Origin of the sequence: Pseudomonas sp. NPDC087690 (assembly GCF_044743175.1) — a bacterium.
Taxonomy (GTDB): Bacteria; Pseudomonadota; Gammaproteobacteria; order Pseudomonadales; family Pseudomonadaceae; genus Aquipseudomonas.
Genome location: NZ_JBIUVX010000039.1, coordinates 22,544 through 45,074 on the forward strand (window position 1 = coordinate 22,544; position 22,531 = coordinate 45,074).

Below are 22,531 nucleotides of genomic sequence, written 5' to 3' on the forward strand. Positions count from 1 at the left end.
CTTAATAATCCAGTTAACAGATATTGTCGTCGCTATTAGAATGCGATGCAATTGCGCACCGTCGCCTGCAAAAGCCAGCGCAGACCCAATCTCCAGGAGTCAAACGTACATGAGCAACATGAACCACGAGCGTGTCCTCAGTGTTCATCACTGGAACGACACTCTGTTCAGCTTCAAGTGCACCCGCGATCCGGGCCTGCGCTTCGAGAACGGTCAGTTCGTGATGATCGGCCTGCAACAGCCTAACGGCCGCCCGCTTATGCGCGCTTACTCGATCGCCAGCCCGAACTGGGAAGAGCATCTGGAGTTCTTCAGCATCAAGGTGCAGGACGGCCCGCTGACCTCGCAGCTGCAGCATTTGAAGGAAGGCGACGAGATCATCATCTCGAAGAAGCCTACCGGCACCCTGGTTCTGGATGACCTGAACCCGGGCAAGCATTTGTACCTGCTGAGCACCGGCACTGGCCTGGCGCCGTTCATGAGCGTGATCCAGGACCCGGAAACCTACGAGCGCTTTGAAAAAGTGATCCTGGTCCACGGTGTGCGTTACGTCAACGAAGTCGCCTACCGCGAATTCATCACCGAGCATCTGCCGCAGAACGAGTTCTTCGGCGAAGCGCTGCGTGACAAGCTGATCTACTACCCGACCGTGACCCGCGAGCCTTTCGAGAATCAGGGCCGTCTGACCGATCTGATGCGCAGCGGCAAGCTGTTCAGCGACATCGGCCTGCCACCGATCAACCCGCAGGACGACCGTGCAATGATCTGCGGCAGCCCGAGCATGCTCGACGAGACCAGCGAAGTGCTCGACAGCTTCGGCCTGAAGATCTCGGCGCGGATGCGCGAGCCGGGTGATTACCTGATCGAGCGTGCGTTCGTCGAGAAGTAAGTCCCACTGAAGAAGCCCCCATTGCCTGAATTGGCAATGGGGGCTTTTTTATGCCCGCGACATTCACCTGTAGGAGCTGCCGCAGGCTGCGATCTTTTGATCTTGCTTTTGAAGAGCAAAATCAAAAGATCGCAGCCTGCGGCAGCTCCTACATTGGGCGCGGTTTCAGACCATGGCTGGAATGACTTCCAGCACGCGAATCTGCTCAGGCGTCGGATAATGCCAGCGCACGTCCAGATCCCAGAATTGCGCGCCATATTCGCGTTCAGGCGCCGGGGTTTGATAGGCCGGGCGCGGATCCTGCGCCAGACACTGTTCAATCAGTTCAACCAAAGGCTCGTCGAGGCGCTGAGCGTGTGTGTGCGCCTGTTTCAGTGCTGAGTCCGTCCACTGCACGTCAATCAACTGCGGTGCGGCGCTGGCGATGCTGTTGGCGGCGTCGGGAATGATGTCGGCGTAGGGCACGTAGGGTTTGATGTCGAGAACCGGCGTGCCGTCGAGCAAGTCGATGCCGGAGATGAACAGGCGATTGGCTTCGACTTTGTCCAGTTTCACCACGGACTGGCCGATGCCATTAGGACGGTGTGTGGCGCGGGTGGCGAATACGCCCATGGACTTGTTGCCGCCCAGGCGTGGCGGGCGGACTTTCAGTCGCGGTTTATCTTCCAGCGCTTGATGAAACAGGAACAGCAGCCAGACATGGCTGACCTGCTCCAGGCCTTGCACCGCGTCACCCTGATCGAACGGCGCCACCAGTTCCAGCACGCCACGGGCGGCAGGGGCCAGTTGTGGCTGGCGGGGGATGGCGAATTTCTCCTTGAAGCAGGAGCGCACGAAGCCGATGGGGGAGACGCTGTAAGTCATGGTTTGCATTCGAAGCGGGGCAGGGGTGGGCATGATAACCCGGCAGACCCTATGGCTGGTGGAGACTGGGCTGACGCCATCGCGAGCAGGCTCACTCCTACAGGGTCATGGGTGTACACAAAATCTGTGTTCGCTGAAAATCCCTGTAGGAGTGAGCCTGCTCGCGATAGCTTCACCGCCGATGTCAGAGACTAAACCCGCCATCCAGCGGAATAATATTCCCGGTCATATAAGCCCCAGCCGTACTCGCCAGACTGATCGCCAACGCCGCCATCTCCTCTTCACGCCCCCAACGCTTCATCGGAATCAACGCCGTATCTTCAGCCAACGCCTGCTGATCATTGCCAATATGCTGAGTCATCTTGCTCGGAAAGCGTCCCGGCGCAATCACATTGACGTTGATGTGCTGGCTCACCAGCTCCCGCGCGAGAATCCGCGACAACTGATGCAGGGCCGCCTTGCTTGGCCCATAGGCATACGCCTGCTCACCAAACGAAGAAATCCCCGCCACCGAACCAATGTTGATTATCCGCGCCGGATTCGCCGCCGAGCCGGCCTTGCGTAGCAACGGCAGAAATTGCTGGATGCAGCTGAACACCGACGTCACGTTGAGCTGCATGACCTTTTCCCAGCCCTTGACCGGATAGCTTTCCAGCGGCGCACCCCATGTGGTGCCGGCATTGTTTACCAGAATATCCAGATGGGTGATCTGCTCGCCCAGGCGCGCGGCCAGTTCCTGCACACCTTCTTCGGTCGCCAGATTCGCCGCCACGCCGTGGCACGTGCCCAAGGCGCTGAGTTCTTCCGCAGTTTGATGGCAGGCTTCGGCATCGCGCGAGCAGACGTAAACGCGCGCGCCAGCCTCGACAAAGGCTTTGGCGATCATTTTGCCGATACCACGGGTGCCGCCGGTCACCAGAGCGGTGCGGCCTTGCAGGGAGAAATACGGGTGCATGGCGAGTCCTGAAGATTGGGGATCAGTACACCCTAGTCGCCAGCCGCGCGAAGCGGAGCCATTATTTCTGGAGGGAATGAACAGTCATGCGTTGCGGTGGCGACCATCGGTCGCCACCGCGGAGGGGATCAGGCCGGACGAACGCGCAGGGTCAGGCCCTTGAGGAAATTGCGCAGCAACTGGTCACCGCACGGGCGATAGTTGGTGTGGCCGACCTTGCGGAACAGCGCGCTCAGCTCAGGCTTGGACACCGGGAACTCGGCAGCCTTGAGGATCGCGTGCATGTCGTCTTCTTTCAGTTCGAAGGCCACACGCAGCTTTTTCAGGATGATGTTGTTGGTCACCGGCACTTCGATCGGCTGCGGCGGACGGCTTTCGTCCTTGCCGCGCTTGAAGATCACCAGGCCGTCGAGGAAGTGCGCGATGACTTCGTCCGGGCAGCGCACGAAACCTTCTTCGTCTTCTTCTTTCTTGTCGAGCCAGGTCACTACGTCAGCGAGCGCGACGTCCATGCCGCCGAGCTTGATGATCTCGACAACTTTCTTGTCGCTGATGTCGAGCATGTAGCGCACGCTGCGCAATACGTCGTTATGAATCATGTGAGTAATCCTGATGCGTTGTGGGCAGCGCGCAGGCGCGCTACCGGAATGTGTGGCGGCAGTGGAAGTCTTAGAACTTCTCTTTGCCGGACAGGTAGCGCCATTGGCCGACCGGGACTTTGCCGATCGAGACGCCGCCGATGCGGATACGGCGGATGCCGACGACCTTGAGGCCGACCGCTTCGCAGAACTGCGCGATGATCCCCGGCTGCGGGTTCTTCATGGCGAAGCGCAGACGGTTTTCGTTCTGCCAGCTGGCCTTGACCGGCGGCAGTTCCTTGCCCTTGTGCGTCAGGCCGTGCTGCAGGCGATTGAGGCCGTGGGCGACCATGTCACCTTCGACTTCGACCACGTATTCCTGCTCGATCTTCGCGGCGTCGGCGGTGAGCTTGCGCAGGATTTTCCAGTCCTGGGTGAACACCAGCAGGCCGCTGGCCTTGGCTTGCAGGTCAGCGCTGGCGGTCAGGCGCAGAAAGTGGCCGCGCAGAGGGCGCTTGCTGAAACGGTGCTCTTCGCTAAGGGTTTCGGCGCTGAGCGATTGCATGGCCGTTTCGACGTCCATGCCGGCAGGGGCATTGAGCAGGATGGTCACCGGCTCCGGCGCGGTGGCCTTGGCGTCCTTGTCGAGCTCGACTTTCTGCTCGCCGACCTTGAATTGCGGCTCGTCAATCACTTCGCCGTCCACGGTGACCCAGCCGCCCTCGATGAACAGCTCGGCCTCCCGGCGGGAGCAACCGACCAGTTCGATGAGGCGTTTGGAGAGGCGAATCGGGTCAGTCATGACAGGGCCGTAACAAAAAAGGGGTGGGCATTGTACCTGTGTGGCGCCGGTTAAGCCCGGTTCCATTTCGGTAATGCTTTTTGTAGGCGTGAGCCTGCTCGCGATAGCCATCTGACATTCGACATTGATGGTGGCTGATCTGGCGCTATCGCGAGCAGGCTCACTCCTACATTGGGTTGGGTTGTGTCAGCCGTTACTGGAGCGCTGCTGGTTCTGGCGCAAGCGCATATGCAGCAACGGATACGGCTGGCCCATGCCATCGACCTCCGAGCGGCCGATCACTTCGAAACCCTGCTTGAAGTAAAAGCCCAAGGCCTGCGGGTTCTGTTCATTGACGTCGAGTTCATCGGCATTCAGATGCTGCATGGCATAGTTGAGCAGCTTCTTGCCCAAGCCCTGACCCCGATAATCCGGATCGATAAACAGCATCTCGATCTTGCCCGCCGCGACACCGGCAAACCCGGTGATGCGCTGGTCGGCGTCCCTGGTGCAGATCAGCATCACCGCATCCAGATAACGCGAGAGCACCAGATTGCGCAGCAACTCGATGTAGCTGTCCGGCAGAAAATCATGGGTGGCGCGAACCGAGGCCTCCCAGACCCGGGTCAGTTCCTGATAATCGCTGAGTTTCGGTGTGTGGATGACCGAATGGTGACGCATGCCCGTCTGCCTCTTGTCCGTTTCAAGGGAGTCCGTCCCCCGCTAAACGATAGCCGTAAAAAAGCCCCGCATCTTGTAAAAAGAGTGGGGCTTTTTGTATTTGTTGCGGTGTCTGGCTGGATACTTCTGTCGCCAGCAAGATCTCTCCCCCTCACCCCAACCCTCTCCCCCAGAGGGGGCGAGGGGGAAGGGAGCTGATCTTCATGCTGTTCAAAACTGAGTTCGACCGGATAGCTCAGGTCGATGTACCTCGAAAGAACAACACGGTCAGCTCCCTCTCCCTACGGGCGGTCCGACGTTTCGGGAGGGCTGGGGTGAGGGGCTTTTGACCTTCAGATCAGATCTGTTCGGCCCACAGGTCGTATTCGTCAGCGTCAGTCACCTTGCACCAGACCTTGTCACCCGGCTTCAGATTACTGCCGTTGTCGATAAACACGTTGCCGTCGATTTCCGGGGCGTCGAAGAAGCAGCGGCCAACCGCGCCTTGCTCGTCGACTTCGTCCACCAGCACTTCGATTTCACGGCCAATGCGCATTTGCAGGCGTGCCGAGCTGATCGCTTGCTGGTGCGCCATGAAGCGATCCCAACGATCCTGCTTGACGTCGTCTGGAACAATCTCCAGATCCAGATCATTGGCCGGGGCGCCTTCAACCGGCGAGTACTGGAAGCAGCCAACGCGGTCGAGCTGGGCTTCGGTCAGCCAGTTGAGCAGGTACTGGAAGTCTTCTTCGGTCTCGCCCGGGAAGCCGACGATGAAGGTCGAACGGATGATCAGATCCGGGCAGATTTCGCGCCAGTTCTTGATCCGCGCCAAGGTCTTGTCTTCGAACGCCGGGCGTTTCATCGACTTCAACACTTTCGGGCTGGCGTGCTGGAACGGGATGTCCAGGTACGGCAGGATCTTGCCAGCGGCCATCAACGGGATCAGCTCGTCGACGTGCGGGTACGGGTAAACGTAGTGCAGACGCACCCAGACGCCGAGGGTGCTCAGCGCTTCACACAGTTCGGTCATGCGGGTTTTCACCGGCGCGCCGTTCCAGAAACCGGTGCGGTATTTGACGTCGACGCCGTAGGCGCTGGTGTCTTGCGAGATCACCAACAGCTCTTTAACGCCGGATTTGACCAGACGCTGAGCTTCGTCGAGCACATCACCGACCGGACGGCTGACAAGTTTGCCGCGCATCGACGGGATGATGCAGAACGAGCAGCTGTGGTTGCAGCCTTCGGAAATTTTCAGGTACGCGTAGTGACGCGGGGTCAGCTTGATGCCTTGCGGCGGCACCAGGTCGATCAGCGGGTTGTGATCCTTACGCGGCGGCACGACTTCGTGCACGGCGTTGACCACTTGCTCGTACTGCTGCGGACCGGTCACGGCCAGCACGCTCGGGTGGACGTTGCGGATGTTGCCTTCTTCCACGCCCATGCAACCGGTGACGATGACCTTGCCGTTTTCCTTGATCGCTTCGCCGATCACTTCCAAAGACTCAGCCTTGGCCGAATCGATGAAACCGCAGGTGTTGACGACTACAACGTCGGCGTCCTGATAGGTGGACACCACGTCATAGCCTTCCATGCGCAGCTGGGTCAGGATGCGCTCGGAGTCGACCAGTGCTTTCGGGCAACCCAGAGATACAAAGCCAACCTTTGGATTGGCCGGCGCAGGAGTGGTGGACATGTCTAACCTCGGTATTTTGTGACATCGCTTTCTGGGTGCGAAAGCCGACGGACGGGCGCTTAGGGCGCGCCTCTGATCAAAAAGTGCGCAATTCTAGCGGCGAGCAACGCACTTGACCAGCTTTATGCAGGGAAATACGACGAGTGCTGCGCTATGCTTCGCGCCGTTGAGCTTTACCAATTTTTTACAGTCAACAAAACGTCTGTAACAACAGGTAAAACAGCGCATGCTGCACCACAAAGCATAGTGCTTCATTCAAAGAAGCCGGTTCTAAAATCAGGAGTGTTGGATGGGTCAGGCAAGTAGTCATGCGGCAGGCGCCGAGGGTTCGGCCTCCAAGCCGCTGAGCATGCTGGTCGCGGCGGTCGGGGTAGTTTACGGCGACATCGGCACGAGCCCGTTGTACACCCTCAAAGAAGTGTTTTCCGGCGGTTACGGCGTACCGGTCAACCACGACGGCGTGCTGGGCATTCTGTCGTTGATCTTCTGGTCGCTGATCTGGGTCGTGTCGATCAAATACATGATGTTCGTGCTGCGCGCCGACAATCAGGGCGAGGGCGGCATCATGGCGCTCACCGCACTGGCCCGTCGCGCTGCCGGGCATCGCAAGAAATTGCGCTCGTTGCTGGTGGTTTGCGGACTGATCGGCGCGGCGCTGTTTTATGGCGACAGCATGATCACCCCGGCGATTTCCGTACTGTCGGCGATTGAAGGTCTGGGGCTGGCATTTGATGGCATCGACCATTGGGTCGTGCCGCTGTCGCTGGTGGTGCTGGTCGCGCTGTTTCTGATCCAGAAACACGGTACGGCGCGGATCGGCATTCTGTTCGGGCCGATCATGGTCACCTGGTTCCTCGTCCTCGGCGCCCTCGGTGTGTATGGCATCAGCCACGCGCCAGAAGTGCTGCATGCGATGAACCCGATCTGGGCGGTGAATTTCTTCGTGGTTCATCCGGGCATGGGCGTGGCGATTCTCGGCGCTGTGGTGCTGGCGCTGACCGGTGCCGAAGCGCTGTACGCCGACATGGGTCACTTTGGCCGCAAGCCGATTGCCCGTGCGTGGTTCATTCTGGTGTTGCCGGCGCTGGTGCTCAATTACTTCGGTCAGGGCGCCTTGCTGCTGGAAAATCCCGAGGCGGCGCGTAACCCGTTCTATCTGCTGGCACCGAGCTGGGCATTGATTCCACTGGTCGGCTTGTCGACGCTGGCCACGGTGATTGCCTCGCAAGCGGTGATTTCCGGCGCGTTCTCCCTGACCCGTCAGGCGATCCAGCTCGGCTACATCCCGCGCATGTACATCCAGCACACCTCCAGCGACGAGCAGGGCCAGATCTATATCGGCGCGGTGAACTGGGCGCTGATGGTCGGCGTGGTGCTGCTGGTGCTGGGCTTTGAATCCTCCGGCGCACTGGCCTCGGCCTACGGCGTGGCGGTGACCGGCACCATGCTGATGACCACCATTCTGGTGTCGGCAGTGATGCTGCTGCTGTGGAAATGGCCACCGATCCTCGCGGTGCCGGTGCTGCTGGGCTTTCTGCTGGTGGACGGTCTGTATTTCGCCGCCAACGTGCCGAAGATCGTCCAGGGCGGTGCATTCCCGGTGATCGCCGGTATTGCGCTGTTCGTGCTGATGACCACCTGGAAGCGCGGCAAACAACTGCTGGTCGAACGCCTCGACGAAGGCGCGCTGCCGCTGCCGATCTTCATCAGCAGCATCCGCGTGCAGCCACCGCATCGGGTGCAGGGCACAGCCGTGTTTCTCACTGCACGCTCCGACGCCGTGCCGCATGCGCTGTTGCACAACCTGCTGCATAACCAGGTGTTGCACGAGCAGGTGGTGTTGCTGACGGTGGTCTACGAAGACATCCCGCGCGTACCGCCATCGCGGCGCTTCGAGGTCGAAGCGCACGGCGAGGGTTTCTTCCGGGTGATCCTGCACTTCGGCTTCACCGATGAACCGGACGTGCCGCAGGCGCTGAAGCTGTGTCATCTGGATGATCTGGATTTCAGCCCGATGCGCACGACTTACTTCCTCAGCCGCGAAACGGTGATTGCTTCGAAACTTGAGGGCATGGCGCGTTGGCGTGAAGCGCTGTTTGCGTTCATGTTGAAGAATGCCAATGGGAACTTGAGGTTCTTCAATCTGCCGCTGAACCGGGTGATCGAGTTGGGGACGCAGGTAGAAATGTAAGCTTGGCCCCTACCGAAAAGCCCCCGTCAGCCTTGTGGTTGGCGGGGGCTTTTTTGTGGGCGTCTGGTCGAGCGGGTATTTGGTCGGTGGCTGGAAACAGGAAGTTGCACTGTGTTTAATTCAACGCAATACTCTGTGCATTATTGTGCTAATCAGCAAGTGAGTGAGAGGTAGTTATGACGGCATTACTAGAACGTGCTGACCAGGCAATTTCCGTCACTGCCATGGTCAGGAGCTTCAGTGCGAAGCTCAAGGAAATCTCCAGTCGTGCAACTGAGCGTTTGGTTATCTTCAAAGACAATCAACCGGCCGCTGTCATCATCAATGTGCAGGCCTATCAAGAGATGCTGGATGAACTCGAGAATCTGCGCATCGAAGCGGCAGCCCGGGAGAGATTGATCAATTTTGATCCGGCCCAGGCGGTCAGCCATGACGATATGCGGGCCAGGTATGCCAGGAAGGACTAAAGGAGTGCTGGATGGTTTGGGGAGTGATTTATCATCCGGAAGTCCAAGGGGATCTGGATCAACTGGGATCTGCGGCAGCCAACCGGGTTCTTGATGTCATTGAAGAGCGGATTATTAATGGTGAGCCAGACAAGTCTGGAAAACCGCTCAGAGCCAGCCTTGCCGGATGTCGCAGGATTCGCACGGGCGACACGCGCATTGTTTATCGGGTCAATGGCAGGGCGATTCAGGTGTTGATCGTCGCAGTTGGGGTGCGGCGAGATGAAGAGGTTTACGACGCCGCCGAGCGTCGAATCTGATCAATGTGTCGAAACCAATTAAAAGATAGCCCTCGCCGGTTTTTCAACTGGCGGGGGCTTTTTTGTGCCTGCGCTTTTACATGCTCTTGGGTGCATCTAATTCAGATTCAGCCTTTGTTCGCGGAGGACGAGGAGTCAGTGTCTGAATCACATCATCAAGCAAAGCCTTGCCCATGAGTGTGAGGTAATGCGCAGCCCAGGCGTGGCGGTCGGTGTCTCTGATGAAGGCCGCATCTTCGGCGAAGGATTTTGCGAGGTACAGCAGGTCGGAGGATTTGGACAGGGCATCGAGAATCGGGATGCCGGCGCTCACGTTGAAGAACGCTTGATCCGAGTTGTAGAGGAAAGGGGTGAAGCCGATGGTTTTAACGGTTGCGAGTCCGTGCAGATCAGTTTCGGTCATCGTGTTACTCCTTAGTTCGAAGTGCCGCGACTTTCGTTACCACGCGAAAGGGAGGCAACTGTACGCAGGGTGGTAAACCGGGAACCAAGGAAACCGGCACGCCCGAAAGCGTCCCACGCACAGCCGCCATAACTTGAGGAGCGCGCTGTTGCGATGGTTTCTCCGGGTTACCACACCCGATCGCTGAATGGGTCAGCGACGTCCGGAGAGTATCCCGTCGAAAAACAGCGCAATAGAGCGGCACAGCGCCCCAACAAGAGTTTCGGAGTTTGCCTACAAGGTCTGTGGGCGTCATCTGATATTGCGAGACCAGAAGTAAACGAAACTAAACGTTGCTGGCGGTTTTGCGGGGATTTGTTCAGCAGATGAATGAGTGTGGAGTTGACGATCGATAATGCCAATCAAGCAGGTGTCCACGTTTTATGGAATGTGGACACTTGGCGTTTTTAGCTTCCTGAAGAGTCAAGAAATTTACGGTCACTGCACAAAATCTCGAATCCAGCGCCATCCCTTGTAGGAGTGAGCCTGCTCGCGATAGCGGTGTGTCAGTTGGCAACCAGGTGGCTGACACTCCGCTATCGCGAGCAGGCTCACTCCTACAGGGGAATGGGTTCATCGTCCGAGATGTAAAAAGCCCCCGCAACTGCGAAGTTGCGGGGGCTTTTTGTGGAGGCTCAGATCACTCTTCGGCGACCGAGTCCTTGCTCTGGCGCTTCTCGATCAAATCCACCAAACGCTTGGCCAGCGCCGGGTAGTTCTCGTCGAAGTGGTGGCCGCCAGGCAGTTTCACTGCCTCGCCAACGGCAGTCTTGTCGGTGCAGCCACTTTCATCGGTCTCTTCTTCACCGTAGATGCACACCACTTTGGCCGCTGGCAGCTTGGCCATTTCCGGGCCGGTCGCGGCTTCTTTGCCGGCGTTGCCCAGCCAGCCTTCAACTTCGATCTCGAAGCTGCCGGTGCGGGCGAAGGCGAGCAGGATGATGGCGTCGACGCGTTGCTGCTCGGTGTCTGGCAGACGGTTGTAGATCGCTGGCAGAACGTCAGCACCGAACGAGTAACCGGTGAGGATGAAGCGCTTGGTGCCCCATTTCTGCCGGTAGTGCTGCATCAGTTCGGTCAGGTCCAGGGCGCTTTGCTCCGGGCTCTTGTGTTGCCAGTAGTAGCGCAGGGTGTCGATGCCGACCACCGGATAGCCGATCTTGGCCATTTCACCGGCCACGTCGCGGTCGAGATCGCGCCAGCCGCCGTCACCGGAGAGGAACAGGGTCACGGTGTCTTTGGCCTGGCCGGCCGGCACTTCAACCACCGGGATCGCCAGACCGCCGTTGGCCTTGTCGCCGCCGACGAGGATCTTGCGCAGTTCGTTGTTGAGCACTTGCGGCAGGTTGATGTCGTAGTCGCTGATGCTGGTCTCGGCGTTCGGTTGATCGCGCACGAAACCTGCGCTGGCGTCGTCCGGGTTGTCGTTCCACGCTGCCAGCCAGTGGCCGTGGGCGGCGGATTTCGGCAGCAGGTGCGTGCAGCCACCTTTTTCCAGGGCCAGATCCACGGAAATGGCTTGAGCCTTGTCGTCTTTCTGCTCCGACAACCAGCGCCAGGCGAGTACAGCGCCCGGGCCGATGCCGCTGACGAGAGTGGCCGGGCCATTCAGTTCACGCAGACCCGATTGCAGGGCGCGGCTTTGCAGCAGGCAGTCTTTCGGCAGAATCACCTGAACGATCTGCGCCGAAGCGCTGCGGCTCAGGGTGGTCAGTTGTTTTTCAGAGAGTTTCTGGTCGTCGTTGACCGCAACCAGCACTTGAGCCTTGGGCTTGGTGCCGGGAATGACGCGGGTCATGGCGGCGCCATCGGCCGGGTTGAGCTGTTCGACGGTCGGTTCCGGTGCCGGGCGTTTCAGGTACCAGAAACCGCCGCCGGCAATCACGGCCAGCACAATCAGTGCGGCCAGGATGTACTTCAGGGAGCGTTGAATCATCAGCGTTTCACCAATCCAGTCAAGCCGCCCGCGATCAGGGCAGCAGTGTCGGCCAGCGCCACCAGCGGATCGAGTCCGGCGGGCACGGCCATATAACGGGGTTCCCAGTCAGGCTGGAACTTGTCTTTGAAGCGGCGCAAGCCTTGGAAGTTGTACAGCTGCTCACCACGGCGGAAAACCATCGAGCCCAGACGCTGGGTCAGCGGTGCACCACGGCGGGGTTGCAACCCCGACAACGGCACCATGCCCAGGCTGAAGCGCGCGTATCCGTGACTCTTATAGTGTTGAATCAGGCCGACCATCATGAATTCCATGGTCAGCTTGGGGGCGTCCGGGTGCGCGCGCATCAGGTCGAGACTGGCCAGGTCATGGCTATAAGTTTCGAGCAAGTTGGCGAACGCCACCGGGCGGCCTTCGAAGCGAATCACCGCGATGCGGAAATGCTTCAGGTAATCGTCGCTGAAACGGCCGAGGGAGAAGCCTTTCTCACGCACGTTCTTGCCGGTCAGCCACGCATCGGAAATCACTTTCAGCTCGTCCATCGGCGCCTGACCCGGCTCATGGATTTCCAGCGACAAACCATCGCGGGTGCCACGGTTCCAGGTGTAACGCAGGTCCTTCATCTCTTTGCCCTTGGCTTCCAGGTCAAAGCGAATCAGGTCGACCCGGGCTTCTTCGCCGAGTTTGATCGCGGTCAGGCCGATGTCCATGTAGTACGGCAGGTTCTCCGCGCGCACCTGGTAGAACACCGGGCGGGCGTGGTGAATATCGCAGAGGTCGCGGAATTGCCAGATCATTTCGGCGCGTTGCTGGCCGGGGCCGATCGGGTCGTACAGCGCCACCAGACTGCGGCCACGGCGTGCGTACATCAGGAACGCTTCGTCGTTCTGGTGAAACAGCAGCGCCTTGTCACCGGTCAGCGCGAGGCCACCGTCGGGTTGCGACGAGGCCATCAGAATCTTTGCCGCGCGATCGAGTTCGTCAGGCGTCGGCAAGTGAATGACCGGGCGCGCGGTGCGCAGCAGCCAGGTCAGCGCGATCACCAGCAACAGCACGGCGGCGCCGAGCAGCGAGCGCAGGCCACGCGGGGCGTCAGCATCCAGGGTGAACTGCCACCACAGTTGATGGCTGTACGGTACGTCTTGATAGGCGAACAGCAGCAGCCATGTCGATGCACCGAGGACGCACAGGCTGGCCACCAGGTACAACGGCGAGAAGGGCAGTTCGGTCAGGCGACTCGGGCGATAGAACGAGCGACGGAACACACCGAGCAGCGCAGCCGTCAGTGTCATCAGCGTCGCTTCTTCCCAGTCGAAACCTTTGAGCAGCGAGAGCAGGGCGCCAACCAGCAGCAGAATGGTGGTCAGCATCCACGCGGCCGACAGTCGGCGGCGCAGGCCCTGAGCGAGCATCAGGCAAAGCACGCCGATCAGGCTGGCGCCGAAGTGCGAGGCGTCGACCAGACGATGCGGGATCAGAAAGCCGATGTGCTCCAGACGGGTGTCGATCTCGGGAGTCGCGCCGGAAAACAGCAGCACCACACCGGACAGGAACACCAGCACCGCCAGAATCGGTGCCGCCAGACCGGACGCTGCACGCATGGTCTGAGTCTGAAACAGGCGCTGGCCTTCGTTGATCAGCAGGAATACGCAGGCGACCAGCAGCGGCAACACCACGTAGATCAGGCGATACAGCAGCAGCGCCGCGGCCAGTGGTGCGGCACCGAGCTTGTCAGCGAAAGCGGCCAGCAGAATCGCTTCGAAGACACCAACGCCACCCGGTACGTGGCTGAGTACGCCGGCAGCCAATGCCAGCAGATACACCAGCAGGAATGCACCAAACGGCGGCGCTTCCGGCAGCAACAGATAAAGGACGGTGGCAGCAGCGGCGACGTCGAGGGCGGTAATGATCAGTTGCAGGAACGTCAGGCGTCGACCCGGCAAGCGCAGCGTGCGACGGCCAACCCTGACCAGCAGGTTGTCGCGCAACGGTTGTTCCGGCAGGCGTCGACGGTAGATGCCGATAGCCAACACTGCGCCGAGCAACAGCACAACAGCGGCGACAGTGCCGAGCAGGCCTTCGGACAGCCCCAGCGCCTGGGAAGCCGCAGGCAGGTCACTCAGCGTCGCGAGCGCTGCCAGCGGCGGCAAGGCGCAGCCCAACGACAGGCTGGCGAACAAGGTCATGTGCGCGACTTCCGACGCCCCCAGACCCAGTCGTGCATATAAACGGTAGCGCACCGAACCGCCGGACAGCAGCGACAGACCGATCGCATTGCCAATCGCAAACGCCGTGAAGCCGCCCAGCGCCAACGTGCGTGGCGGCAAAGTCACGCCGGCATAACGGCTGGCCGACCATTCATAGCCCAGCAGAATGATGAAGCCGACCACGGTCGCGCCGAATGCACCAAGCAGGGCGGGTTTCGGCACGTCGAGAATCGAGTCGTGCAGCGCATCGAGATCAAGTTCGGCGAGCAGATGGCGGCAGGCAATCAGCGCAATGGCGAACAGCAGCAGTGTGACCGCCAGACCGATCGGTTGCCGGTATTTGCTCAACCGATCCAGCAAGCGCAGGCGCTCGGGTTTGATCGGATGTTCCGCTGTGACGGTGTCTTGTGGATCAGACGAGTTGGCGCGCATCAATCACCTCTTGGATTGTGCGCGACAGGATGGAGGTATCCAGCCAAGTTACCAATCCCTGTAGAAAAAAATAATCACAAAATACTACGCCTCTCACCGGGTATCGGCGAGGGCAGTTCCTGGATTGCAGAGGCCTTGCCTGCGACTCAAGCATAGTCGCAAGTCAGGACTTCTGATGATCCCAAGCGGTTCACTGCACAGTGACAGATCATTGTTGCGAAAGGACTTTTTCAACAGATACAAAAAAGGCCACTCTTTCGAGTAGCCTTTTTTGATGTTTGGTTGCGGGAGCCGGATTTGAACCGACGACCTTCGGGTTATGAGCCCGACGAGCTACCAGACTGCTCCATCCCGCGTCTGTGTGTCGGCATTCTACAGAGGAACGCCGGGGTGTCAACCCGCAATCTGGATAAAATCTGTTGAGGTTCAATCGGTTAGCGATTTTTGTCGGGTGTTTTTTACGTTGCAGGGCAGGTGGGGCAAGGCTTTCAGCTCTATTGACGGTTGTTTGTCGATTGAGAAAATAAATTCAAAGGCCTTTTCCTACGTGCGCAAAAGAACATTCATACCACTGGTGCTATATACAGGTGTCAGTGAGATACTGCCGATCCGGTTCGCCACGTTTCCTTTTCTGACATGACACAGCGAAAAATCATCCACATCGACTGCGATTGTTTTTACGCCGCCATCGAGATGCGCGATGACCCGCGTCTGGCCGGCAAGCCTTTGGCGGTGGGTGGTTCGGCGGATCGGCGAGGGGTGATCGCCACTTGCAACTATGAAGCGCGGGCATACGGCGTGCGCTCGGCGATGGCGTCGGGGCATGCCTTGAAGCTGTGCCCGGACCTGACCATCGTCAAGCCGCGCATGGACGCTTATCGCGAAGCCTCGAAAGAGATTCATACGATTTTTGCCGATTACACTGACTTGATTGAGCCTTTGTCGCTGGATGAGGCGTATCTGGACGTGTCGGACAGCGCGCATTTCGGCGGCAGTGCCACGCGCATTGCGCAGGACATCCGTCGCCGAGTCTCCAATCAATTACACATCACTGTGTCCGCAGGCGTAGCGCCGAACAAGTTTCTGGCGAAGATCGCCAGCGACTGGAAAAAGCCCAACGGCTTGTTCGTGATCACCCCGGATCAGGTCGAAGACTTCGTCAGTGGTTTGCCGGTGAGCAAGTTGCACGGTGTTGGCAAGGTCACGGCGGACAAGCTGGGCAGGCTCGGCATCGTCGACTGCTCGCAGTTGCGCGAGTGGGACAAGTTGGCCCTGGTGCGTGAATTCGGCAGCTTCGGTGAGCGACTGTGGAGTCTGGCTCGTGGGATTGATGATCGCTTGGTGCACAACGACAGTCGGCGTCAGTCAATCAGCGTGGAAAACACCTACGACGTTGATCTGCCGGATCTGCGCAGTTGCCTGGATAAATTGCCAGAACTGCTGGAAACCCTGAAAACACGGATGGCACGGATCGACAGCAGTTATCGGCCGGGCAAGCCGTTCGTCAAAGTGAAGTTTCATGATTTCACCCAGACCACGCTGGAGCAGGCCGGGGCAGGGCGGGATCTGGGCAGTTATCAGTTGATGCTGACGCAGGCGTTCAATCGCGGCGGGAAGCCGGTGCGGTTGCTCGGGGTCGGGGTGAGGCTGGAGGACTTGCGCGGCGGGTTTGAGCAGATGGAGTTGTTTGAGCGGTAGTCCGTTAAAAGCAAAAGATCGCAGCCTGCGGCAGCTCCTACAGAGAAATGCGTTCCCATGTAGGAGCTGCCGCAGGCTGCGATCTTTTAATAGGCCTTAATTCGGCCCTGGATCCGCCACCAGGCGCCCGGCATCCTTGGTCAGCGACTTGAGAAACTCAGTCTGCAACTCAGGATCATTGCGCGTCAGTTCGATCAGGCTTTGTTCCAGTTCGCTGGCTTCTTCTTCCAGACCCAGTTCCGACAGACGCTTGACCCGGTGTACCCACTGGCTCACTTCGTCGTCTTCGAGGTCGTCATAAATCAGCCCGTGCGCTTCCAGCAACTTGCCACGCAGGTGACTGCTGATCATCAGCGTCGAGTCCGAGTGCACGTCATCCTTGCTGTCTTCGACACTGATCTGCAATTTGCCGACATGATTGAGATCATTTTCAGCAAAGGGACTGTCGAGCAGATTCAGGCGCAGCACACCGTTGCGATCGGTGGTCATGTCGAAGGTCTGTTTGCCAGCCTTGACCTGTACCGGGCGCTCGCTCCAGGGCAGGCTCGAATACTCCGTGCGCTTGTCGCGCTGGACTTCATCGATGCCCGCGAGGTTTTGTTGCGCACGACCGTTGGACTGTACGTTCATGAACGGATTGAGCCCGGCAAAACCGTAGCTCAGCCAGTCCTTGGTCACGCTGTCCGGCAGGTTGCCCAACGCAAAAACGTTGACCACATTCGCACCGACGCCGCCGACCACGGCCACTACGCCCAGCGGGATCTCGTAGACCTCCCGCCAAGGCTGGTAAGGCGTGTAGCGATCGTAATGACGGGTGACCTCGAACTCGGTGACTTCGAAAGTCTTCTGTTCGTTGATCTTCACGCGCCGCTGCGGCAGCTCAAGCGCCTTAGGCTCACCGACATCAATCTGCAGGCTGTGGTCGAGCAACTTCCGCTCGACCCGCTCTTCGTGCTCGCTGCGTTGTGACATGTGATTGGCACAGCCGCTGACCAGCAGGGCACCGCACAGGGCGGTGCCTCCGAGGCCTAAGGTGTTTCGCTTGAACATGACGTCTCTATCTGGTTTCAGCGGCGGATACGGGCCTGCAGGAAGGACAATACGTCAGCCACCGGCAATGCTTGCGCTTCGCCTTCGGTACGACTCTTGTATTCCAGGTTGCCTTCGGCGAGGCCGCGGTCGCTGACCACGATCCGGTGAGGAATGCCGATCAGTTCCATGTCCGCGAACTTGATGCCCGGGCTGGTTTTCTTGTCGCGATCGTCCAGCAGCACTTCGAAGCCGGCCGCCGTCAATTCGGCGTACAGCTTGTCGGTGGCTTCGCGCACCTGCTCGGTTTCATAACGCAGCGGTACCAGAGCGATCTGGAACGGCGCCAGGGTGTCGCTCCAGATGATGCCGTTGGCGTCGTTGTTCTGCTCGATGGCCGCAGCCACCACGCGGGAAACGCCGATGCCATAGCAACCCATTTCCAGGGTCACTGGCTTGCCGTTCTCGCCCAGTACTTCGCACTTCATTGCTTTGCTGTACTTGTTGCCCAGCTGGAAGATGTGCCCGACTTCGATGCCGCGCTTGATTTCCAGGGTGCCTTTGCCGTCCGGGCTTGGGTCGCCAGCGACCACGTTACGCAGGTCGGCCACGGTCGGAACCGGCAGATCACGCTCCCAGTTCACGCCGAAGTAGTGCTTGTCGTCGATGTTCGCGCCGATGCCGAAATCGCTCATCAGTTCGACCGAGCGGTCGATGATGATCGGCAGCGGCAGGTTCAGCGGGCCGAGGGACCCTGCGCCGGCGCCAATGGCGTCACGCAGTTCGGCGTCGGTGGCCATGACCAGCGGGTTGGCCACGCCAGGTTGCTGGGCTGCCTTGATTTCGTTGAGCTCGTGGTCGCCACGGATGACCAGCGCGATCAGCTTGCCTTCTTCTTCGGCGCGCACGATCAGGGTCTTGATGGTCTTTTCAATCGGCAGATTGAATTTTTCCACCAGTGCCGCGATGGTTTTGGTGTCTGGCGTGTCGACCAGGCGCAGCTCTTCGGCCGGCGCTGGACGCGAAGTCTCGCGTGGCACGGCTTCGGCTTTTTCAATGTTCGCGGCGTAGTCGGAACCGTTGCTGAAGACGATGTCGTCTTCGCCGGACTCGGCCAGTACGTGGAATTCGTGCGAACCGGCACCACCGATCGAACCGTTATCGGCTTCAACCGGACGGAATTTCAGGCCCAGACGCGTGAACACGTTGCAGTAGGCTTCATGCATGCGGTCGTAGGTGACTTGCAGCGACGCCTGATCTGCGTGGAAGGAGTAAGCGTCCTTCATGATGAATTCGCGGCCGCGCATCAAACCGAAGCGTGGACGGATTTCGTCACGGAATTTGGTCTGGATCTGGTACAGGTTGATCGGCAGCTGTTTGTAGCTGCTCAACTCGTTGCGCATCAGATCGGTGATCACTTCTTCGTGGGTCGGGCCCGCGCAGAAGTCGCGACCGTGGCGGTCTTTGATGCGCAGCAACTCAGGGCCGTATTCTTCCCAGCGCCCCGATTCCTGCCACAGCTCGGCCGGTTGGGTGCTCGGCATCAACACTTCCAGAGAGCCGGCGGCGTTCATCTCTTCGCGCACGATGGCTTCAACCTTGCGCATGACTCGCAGGCCCATGGGCAGCCAGGTGTAAAGGCCCGAGGCGAGTTTGCGGATCATCCCGGCGCGCAGCATCAGCTGATGGCTGATCACGACCGCATCGGAAGGCGTTTCTTTCTGTGTGGCGAGCAAAAATTGACTGGTGCGCATGGTTGGCCGTTGTCGGTTGCTATGACTGGAAATGACGGAGCAGTGTACCGGCGAGTTTTGCTGACGTACAGGCGTGCGGCCGGTGTAGAGGTTCAACAGCGGAATTCCTCCCGCCGTTGAGGAAACGTCTTACGATTCTTCCGCGACAGGTGTCGGTACCGGCTCGGGCGTTGGCGTCGGGCCTTCACGGCGGCTCTCCTGGAACCAGTGCAATGCGATCAGCACCAGCGTCGGTACGCCGAGCAGCGCGGTGATCAGGAAGAAGCTGTGATAGCCGAACTTCTCGACCAGCACCCCGGAATAACCACCCATCAAACGTGGCAGCAAGAGCATGATCGAGCTGAGCAGGGCGTATTGCGTCGCCGAAAACTTCAGGTTGGTCAGGCTCGACAGGTAGGCAACGAACGCCGAAGTCGCGAGGCCCGAGCTGAAGTTGTCGAGGGAAATGGTCACCACCAGCATCTGCAGGTCCGGGCCCATGTCGGCGAGCATCACGAACAGCAGGTTGGTAGCTGCCGAAGCAACACCACCGATAAACAGAATCGGCAGAATGCCGAAACGCACGATCAGCAGGCCGCCCATGCCGGCGCCGACGAGGGTCATGATCAGGCCAAAGATCTTGCTGACACTGGCGATCTGATCCTTGGTGAACCCCTGGTCGATGTAGAACACGTTGGCCATCACGCCCATCACCGTGTCCGACATCCGATAGGTAGCGATCAGACCGAGCAGCAACAGCGCCTGCCAACGGTAGCGCAGAATGAAGTCGTTGACCGGTGTCAGCACTGGCGCCAGGCCACGGCGGCCCATGGTCGACAGGCACAGACCGGTCAGCAGCGTATAGAGAATGGCGCGCAGAAAGGCGCGGTCTTCGAGCAGCAGGTCGAGCGGACTCATGCCGCCGAACAGCACGCTGGCGAAGTCGGTGTTGTAGAGCTGGGTGAACATCGCCGGTACGGACACCAGCAGGACGATCAGCACGAACACCGACATCAATTGATGCATGAAGGTGTAGCGCCCGGCCTGCAGCTGAGTGCGCAGCGGCACCGGCGGCTCGCGCATGAACAACGTGGTCAGCAGCGCCGGCACCATCAATGCACCGAACAGCACATAGGTGCCAGTCCAGGCCGAGTGTTTGTAATTGAAACCGGTAGAGCCGAAACCTTCGGCGAAAAACAGTGCGCCGGCGGTCGCCAGCAGCGCAGCAACGCGGTAACCGGACATGTAACTGGCGGCGAGGGCGGCTTGGCGGTTGTCTTCGGCGATTTCCAGGCGATAGGCGTCGACCGCAATGTCCTGGGTGGCGGAGGCGAAAGCGACGACAACGGCAATGGCGATCAGCCAGGACAGATGTTTCTGCGGATCACAGAACCCCATACCGATCAGGCCGAGGATCACCAGCACCTGAGAAAGCACCAGCCATGAACGGCGGCGGCCAAGTTTGCCGAGCAGCGGCAGGCGCCATTGGTCGAGCAACGGTGACCAGACCCATTTGAACGCATAAGCCAGACCGATCAGGCTGGCGTAGCCGATGGTTTCACGGGCGACGCCCGCTTCACGCAGCCAGACTGAAAGCGTCGAAAACACCAGCATGTACGGCAGGCCGGCAGCGAAACCGAGCAACAACAGCACGAGCGTCGAAGGACTGGCATAGGCGGCGAGCGCGGCGCGCCAGGTTTTACGGGGCATGGGCTGAAGTCTGCCTCAAGATTGCGAAAACAAAGCGCGCACTCTAACCGCTGTGCTCTACCGGACGCCAGCCATGGCGCTGAATATCCACACGATTATTCCGGACGGTGATGCCTTCCATGCGCAATCTGGCCCTTTGTTCGTCGCCCGACGGGCTGCCCATCGGCAGGCTGATCCGCCCACCGGCGCCCAGCACGCGGTGCCAGGGCAACTTGGTATCGTCGGGCAATTGACTCAACGTACGACCGACCCAGCGGGCGGCGCGCCCCAACCCGGCCAGTTCGGCCAGCTGACCATAGCTGACGACTTTGCCCTCGGGGACTTGCGCGAGGGTCGAGTAGAGCGCCGTGCGTCGGATTTGCGCTTCGCTCTCATCTTCGTGGATCGGGTCTGTCACGGGCGTGGTTCCTGAACTTCGGCGCAGTTGTCGCTGCAAGGGTAATGCGTGACTGCGCAGTTGAGAAATGAACTCAATAGAAATAGTCCGGTCAGTCCTTGTCAGGGTCTTATTCCTACGGATAATGCCGACTTTTTCGCAAACTTGAGCCTTTGATTCGCTTATGTTGTCCAGATCCCTGCTGTGCCTAGCTGTTTTCAGTGCGTCCACGCCCTTGCTTGCCGACACCGTCTGGTTGAAGAACGGTGACAAGTTGAGCGGCACCATTACCGTGTTCGATGGCGGCAAGCTGTTGATCCAGACCAAATACGCTGGCGCGGTCACGATTGACTGGAAAGAGGTCAAGACCCTGGACAGCGATCAGCACTTGCTGGTCAAGCAGGATGCCTACACCGGCGAAGTGTCCAAATCGCTGAGCGCAGCGGAAGAAGGCAAGGTTACCCTGGCCAATGGTGAGGCGCCGAAGACGGTCGAGCTGGCGAGCATTCAGCAGATTCTCAAGCCCAAACCGGTGGTCGAGGATCTGGTCTGGAAGGGTAATGTCGACCTGGCGCTGGACTATCAGCGTGCCGAGAAGGATACCGACGACTATGACGTCGGCTTCAAGACCACTGCGCGGCATGGTCGCTGGCGGCACATCGCGGAAGGTGAATACAACCGCGAAGTGCAGGACGATGTAACCACCACCGACAACTGGCGCGCGGAATACTCGCTGGACCGCTTCCTCACTGATCAGTGGTTCTGGCAGGGGCGTTTGAATTACAAGCGTGATCACATCGAAGAGCTGGCCCGCCAGCGCGTGGTGGGTACCGGTCCCGGTTACCAGTTCTGGGACGATGAGCTGGGGGCGTTCTCTCTCGGCTCGCTGCTCAACCGCACTGATTACGAGTATCGCGATGGTAGCAAGGACAACTTCTACTCCGTCGCCATGAAGTGGGACTACAACCGCTACCTGATTGGCAAGAAGGTCGAGTTCTTCACCAACGGTGAAGTCGGCAAACCGTTGTCTGGCGTGGCTGACTACGCACTGGATGCCGAGATGGGCTTGCGCTACAAGGTCACCGACTGGGCGTCGCTCAATCTCAAGGCGGAGCGTGACATCATCAGCGGCACTAACGATGCCGATCTGAACAAGACCCGTTACACCGCTGGGTTTGGCGTGGCCTGGTAAGGCAAAAGCAAAAGATCGCAGCCTTCGGCGGCTCCTAAAGAGGATTGATATACGTCCTTTAGGAGCTGCCGAAGACTGCGATCTTTTTTTGCGCGCTGAAAAATAGTCGCCCACAAAAAAGCCCCGCTTTTAAGGGCGGGGCTTTTTTCTAAAGAAGCTACAAGTTAGATAACTTGTACTTCCTCAGCTTGCATGCCTTTCTGACCGCGGGTAGCGATGAAAGAAACCTGTTGGCCTTCTTTCAGGCTTTTGAAGCCGTCGGATTGGATAGCTTTGAAGTGATCGAACAGGTCGTCACCGGATTGTGGAGTGATGAAGCCGACGCGTTTTTGATCGTTGAACCACTTAACGGTACCGGTTTGGCGATTTGACATGGTGTAACTCCTTGAACAAAGA

20 protein-coding genes and 1 tRNA gene are annotated in these 22,531 nt (G+C 59.2%); 6 read left to right on the forward strand and 15 right to left on the reverse strand.

Going from position 1 to position 22,531, the window contains the following annotated elements; translation table 11 throughout:
* The first annotated feature begins 109 nt into the window (after positions 1-109).
* Positions 110-889, forward strand: a complete 780-nt coding sequence (fpr, locus tag ACIPIZ_RS24680) for a ferredoxin-NADP reductase (RefSeq protein WP_007908723.1) — start codon at positions 110-112, stop codon at positions 887-889.
* A gap of 165 nt (positions 890-1,054) precedes the next feature.
* On the opposite strand, the gene tsaA is transcribed toward fpr, so the two are convergent.
* The 6 genes from tsaA to rimO all read right to left on the reverse strand — a co-directional run bounded on the left by tsaA (position 1,055) and on the right by rimO (position 6,423).
* Positions 1,055-1,753 carry a tRNA (N6-threonylcarbamoyladenosine(37)-N6)-methyltransferase TrmO gene (tsaA, locus tag ACIPIZ_RS24685; RefSeq protein WP_401167961.1) on the reverse strand — a complete coding sequence of 233 codons (699 nt, stop codon included), beginning with the start codon at positions 1,751-1,753 and terminating at the stop codon, positions 1,055-1,057.
* Positions 1,754-1,937: 184 nt separating this feature from the next.
* On the reverse strand, positions 1,938-2,708 hold the full coding sequence (locus ACIPIZ_RS24690) for an SDR family oxidoreductase (RefSeq protein ID WP_401167963.1): 771 nt from the start codon (positions 2,706-2,708) through the stop codon (positions 1,938-1,940).
* Positions 2,709-2,836: 128 nt separating this feature from the next.
* Positions 2,837-3,307, reverse strand: coding sequence for a DUF1456 family protein (locus ACIPIZ_RS24695; RefSeq protein WP_064393114.1), 471 nt, complete (start codon positions 3,305-3,307; stop codon positions 2,837-2,839).
* 70 nt (positions 3,308-3,377) lie between these two features.
* Positions 3,378-4,088 (reverse strand): rRNA pseudouridine synthase, encoded by a 711-nt coding sequence (locus tag ACIPIZ_RS24700; protein WP_064393113.1) that lies wholly within the window; start codon positions 4,086-4,088, stop codon positions 3,378-3,380.
* Between the two features lie 186 nt (positions 4,089-4,274).
* Positions 4,275-4,748: a GNAT family N-acetyltransferase gene (locus ACIPIZ_RS24705; protein ID WP_064393112.1), complete on the reverse strand. Its 474-nt coding sequence runs from the start codon at positions 4,746-4,748 to the stop codon at positions 4,275-4,277.
* A gap of 337 nt (positions 4,749-5,085) precedes the next feature.
* Complete coding sequence (gene rimO, locus ACIPIZ_RS24710) at positions 5,086-6,423, reverse strand: 30S ribosomal protein S12 methylthiotransferase RimO (RefSeq protein ID WP_034154944.1); 1,338 nt, start codon at positions 6,421-6,423, stop codon at positions 5,086-5,088.
* A gap of 349 nt (positions 6,424-6,772) precedes the next feature.
* On the opposite strand from rimO, the gene ACIPIZ_RS24715 reads away from it, so the two are divergent.
* The 3 genes from ACIPIZ_RS24715 (at position 6,773) to ACIPIZ_RS24725 (ending at position 9,380) form a co-directional block, all read left to right on the forward strand.
* Positions 6,773-8,614, forward strand: a complete 1,842-nt coding sequence (locus ACIPIZ_RS24715) for a potassium transporter Kup (protein ID WP_371920118.1) — start codon at positions 6,773-6,775, stop codon at positions 8,612-8,614.
* Positions 8,615-8,790: 176 nt separating this feature from the next.
* The gene (locus ACIPIZ_RS24720) at positions 8,791-9,081 is read left to right on the forward strand and encodes a Phd-YefM (RefSeq protein ID WP_064393110.1); all 291 of its coding nucleotides are present in this window, start codon (positions 8,791-8,793) and stop codon (positions 9,079-9,081) included.
* 11 nt (positions 9,082-9,092) lie between these two features.
* Positions 9,093-9,380: a type II toxin-antitoxin system RelE/ParE family toxin gene (locus ACIPIZ_RS24725; protein ID WP_122662129.1), complete on the forward strand. Its 288-nt coding sequence runs from the start codon at positions 9,093-9,095 to the stop codon at positions 9,378-9,380.
* A 76-nt stretch (positions 9,381-9,456) separates the two neighbouring features.
* Here ACIPIZ_RS24725 and ACIPIZ_RS24730 read toward each other — a convergent pair whose 3' ends face one another.
* The 4 genes from ACIPIZ_RS24730 to ACIPIZ_RS24745 form a co-directional block, all read right to left on the reverse strand.
* Positions 9,457-9,783 carry a DUF3077 domain-containing protein gene (locus tag ACIPIZ_RS24730; RefSeq protein ID WP_064393108.1) on the reverse strand — a complete coding sequence of 109 codons (327 nt, stop codon included), beginning with the start codon at positions 9,781-9,783 and terminating at the stop codon, positions 9,457-9,459.
* Between the two features lie 679 nt (positions 9,784-10,462).
* Entirely contained in the window at positions 10,463-11,758 is a 1,296-nt protein-coding gene (locus ACIPIZ_RS24735) for a virulence factor family protein (protein ID WP_064393107.1), read from the reverse strand.
* A complete protein-coding gene (mprF, locus tag ACIPIZ_RS24740) occupies positions 11,758-14,397 on the reverse strand; it encodes a bifunctional lysylphosphatidylglycerol flippase/synthetase MprF (RefSeq protein WP_122662127.1) in 2,640 nt (879 codons plus the stop codon). Before mprF ends, ACIPIZ_RS24735 begins: the two co-directional genes overlap by 1 nt.
* A 279-nt stretch (positions 14,398-14,676) precedes the next feature.
* A tRNA-Met gene (locus ACIPIZ_RS24745) sits at positions 14,677-14,753 on the reverse strand.
* A gap of 280 nt (positions 14,754-15,033) precedes the next feature.
* On the opposite strand from ACIPIZ_RS24745, the gene dinB reads away from it, so the two are divergent.
* Positions 15,034-16,095 carry a DNA polymerase IV gene (gene dinB, locus ACIPIZ_RS24750; RefSeq protein ID WP_064393105.1) on the forward strand — a complete coding sequence of 354 codons (1,062 nt, stop codon included), beginning with the start codon at positions 15,034-15,036 and terminating at the stop codon, positions 16,093-16,095.
* A 96-nt stretch (positions 16,096-16,191) separates the two neighbouring features.
* Here the strand turns inward: dinB and ACIPIZ_RS24755 are convergent, their stop codons facing one another.
* The 4 genes from ACIPIZ_RS24755 to ACIPIZ_RS24770 form a co-directional block, all read right to left on the reverse strand.
* Positions 16,192-17,145, reverse strand: coding sequence for a hypothetical protein (locus tag ACIPIZ_RS24755; RefSeq protein WP_064393104.1), 954 nt, complete (start codon positions 17,143-17,145; stop codon positions 16,192-16,194).
* A gap of 17 nt (positions 17,146-17,162) precedes the next feature.
* Complete coding sequence (locus ACIPIZ_RS24760) at positions 17,163-18,878, reverse strand: proline--tRNA ligase (RefSeq protein WP_064393103.1); 1,716 nt, start codon at positions 18,876-18,878, stop codon at positions 17,163-17,165.
* Positions 18,879-19,007: 129 nt separating this feature from the next.
* Positions 19,008-20,567 (reverse strand): AmpG family muropeptide MFS transporter, encoded by a 1,560-nt coding sequence (locus ACIPIZ_RS24765; RefSeq protein ID WP_064393102.1) that lies wholly within the window; start codon positions 20,565-20,567, stop codon positions 19,008-19,010.
* Between the two features lie 43 nt (positions 20,568-20,610).
* The gene (locus tag ACIPIZ_RS24770; RefSeq protein WP_401167967.1) at positions 20,611-20,964 is read right to left on the reverse strand and encodes an MGMT family protein; all 354 of its coding nucleotides are present in this window, start codon (positions 20,962-20,964) and stop codon (positions 20,611-20,613) included.
* 163 nt (positions 20,965-21,127) lie between these two features.
* On the opposite strand from ACIPIZ_RS24770, the gene ACIPIZ_RS24775 reads away from it, so the two are divergent.
* Positions 21,128-22,135 carry a DUF481 domain-containing protein gene (locus ACIPIZ_RS24775; RefSeq protein WP_401167970.1) on the forward strand — a complete coding sequence of 336 codons (1,008 nt, stop codon included), beginning with the start codon at positions 21,128-21,130 and terminating at the stop codon, positions 22,133-22,135.
* Positions 22,136-22,299: 164 nt separating this feature from the next.
* Here the strand turns inward: ACIPIZ_RS24775 and ACIPIZ_RS24780 are convergent, their stop codons facing one another.
* Positions 22,300-22,509 carry a cold shock domain-containing protein gene (locus ACIPIZ_RS24780; RefSeq protein ID WP_401167973.1) on the reverse strand — a complete coding sequence of 70 codons (210 nt, stop codon included), beginning with the start codon at positions 22,507-22,509 and terminating at the stop codon, positions 22,300-22,302.
* Positions 22,510-22,531 lie beyond the last annotated feature (22 nt).

Excerpts from the sequence above, each read along its gene's own strand:
- ACIPIZ_RS24720 (WP_064393110.1), top strand. The coding sequence starts at position 8,791 with ATGACGGCATTACTAGAACGTGCTGACCAGGCAATTTCCGTCACTGCC.
- ACIPIZ_RS24725 (WP_122662129.1), top strand. The coding sequence starts at position 9,093 with ATGGTTTGGGGAGTGATTTATCATCCGGAAGTCCAAGGGGATCTGGAT.
- fpr (WP_007908723.1), top strand. The coding sequence starts at position 110 with ATGAGCAACATGAACCACGAGCGTGTCCTCAGTGTTCATCACTGGAAC.
- ACIPIZ_RS24730 (WP_064393108.1), bottom strand. The coding sequence starts at position 9,783 with ATGACCGAAACTGATCTGCACGGACTCGCAACCGTTAAAACCATCGGC.
- ACIPIZ_RS24760 (WP_064393103.1), bottom strand. The coding sequence starts at position 18,878 with ATGCGCACCAGTCAATTTTTGCTCGCCACACAGAAAGAAACGCCTTCC.
- ACIPIZ_RS24705 (WP_064393112.1), bottom strand. The coding sequence starts at position 4,748 with ATGCGTCACCATTCGGTCATCCACACACCGAAACTCAGCGATTATCAG.
- ACIPIZ_RS24780 (WP_401167973.1), bottom strand. The coding sequence starts at position 22,509 with ATGTCAAATCGCCAAACCGGTACCGTTAAGTGGTTCAACGATCAAAAA.
- dinB (WP_064393105.1), top strand. The coding sequence starts at position 15,034 with ATGACACAGCGAAAAATCATCCACATCGACTGCGATTGTTTTTACGCC.
- tsaA (WP_401167961.1), bottom strand. The coding sequence starts at position 1,753 with ATGACTTACAGCGTCTCCCCCATCGGCTTCGTGCGCTCCTGCTTCAAG.
- ACIPIZ_RS24755 (WP_064393104.1), bottom strand. The coding sequence starts at position 17,145 with ATGTTCAAGCGAAACACCTTAGGCCTCGGAGGCACCGCCCTGTGCGGT.
- ACIPIZ_RS24700 (WP_064393113.1), bottom strand. The coding sequence starts at position 4,088 with ATGACTGACCCGATTCGCCTCTCCAAACGCCTCATCGAACTGGTCGGT.
- ACIPIZ_RS24735 (WP_064393107.1), bottom strand. The coding sequence starts at position 11,758 with ATGATTCAACGCTCCCTGAAGTACATCCTGGCCGCACTGATTGTGCTG.
- ACIPIZ_RS24715 (WP_371920118.1), top strand. The coding sequence starts at position 6,773 with ATGCTGGTCGCGGCGGTCGGGGTAGTTTACGGCGACATCGGCACGAGC.
- ACIPIZ_RS24690 (WP_401167963.1), bottom strand. The coding sequence starts at position 2,708 with ATGCACCCGTATTTCTCCCTGCAAGGCCGCACCGCTCTGGTGACCGGC.
- rimO (WP_034154944.1), bottom strand. The coding sequence starts at position 6,423 with ATGTCCACCACTCCTGCGCCGGCCAATCCAAAGGTTGGCTTTGTATCT.
- ACIPIZ_RS24765 (WP_064393102.1), bottom strand. The coding sequence starts at position 20,567 with ATGCCCCGTAAAACCTGGCGCGCCGCGCTCGCCGCCTATGCCAGTCCT.
- ACIPIZ_RS24775 (WP_401167970.1), top strand. The coding sequence starts at position 21,128 with ATGTTGTCCAGATCCCTGCTGTGCCTAGCTGTTTTCAGTGCGTCCACG.
- ACIPIZ_RS24695 (WP_064393114.1), bottom strand. The coding sequence starts at position 3,307 with ATGATTCATAACGACGTATTGCGCAGCGTGCGCTACATGCTCGACATC.
- mprF (WP_122662127.1), bottom strand. The coding sequence starts at position 14,397 with ATGCGCGCCAACTCGTCTGATCCACAAGACACCGTCACAGCGGAACAT.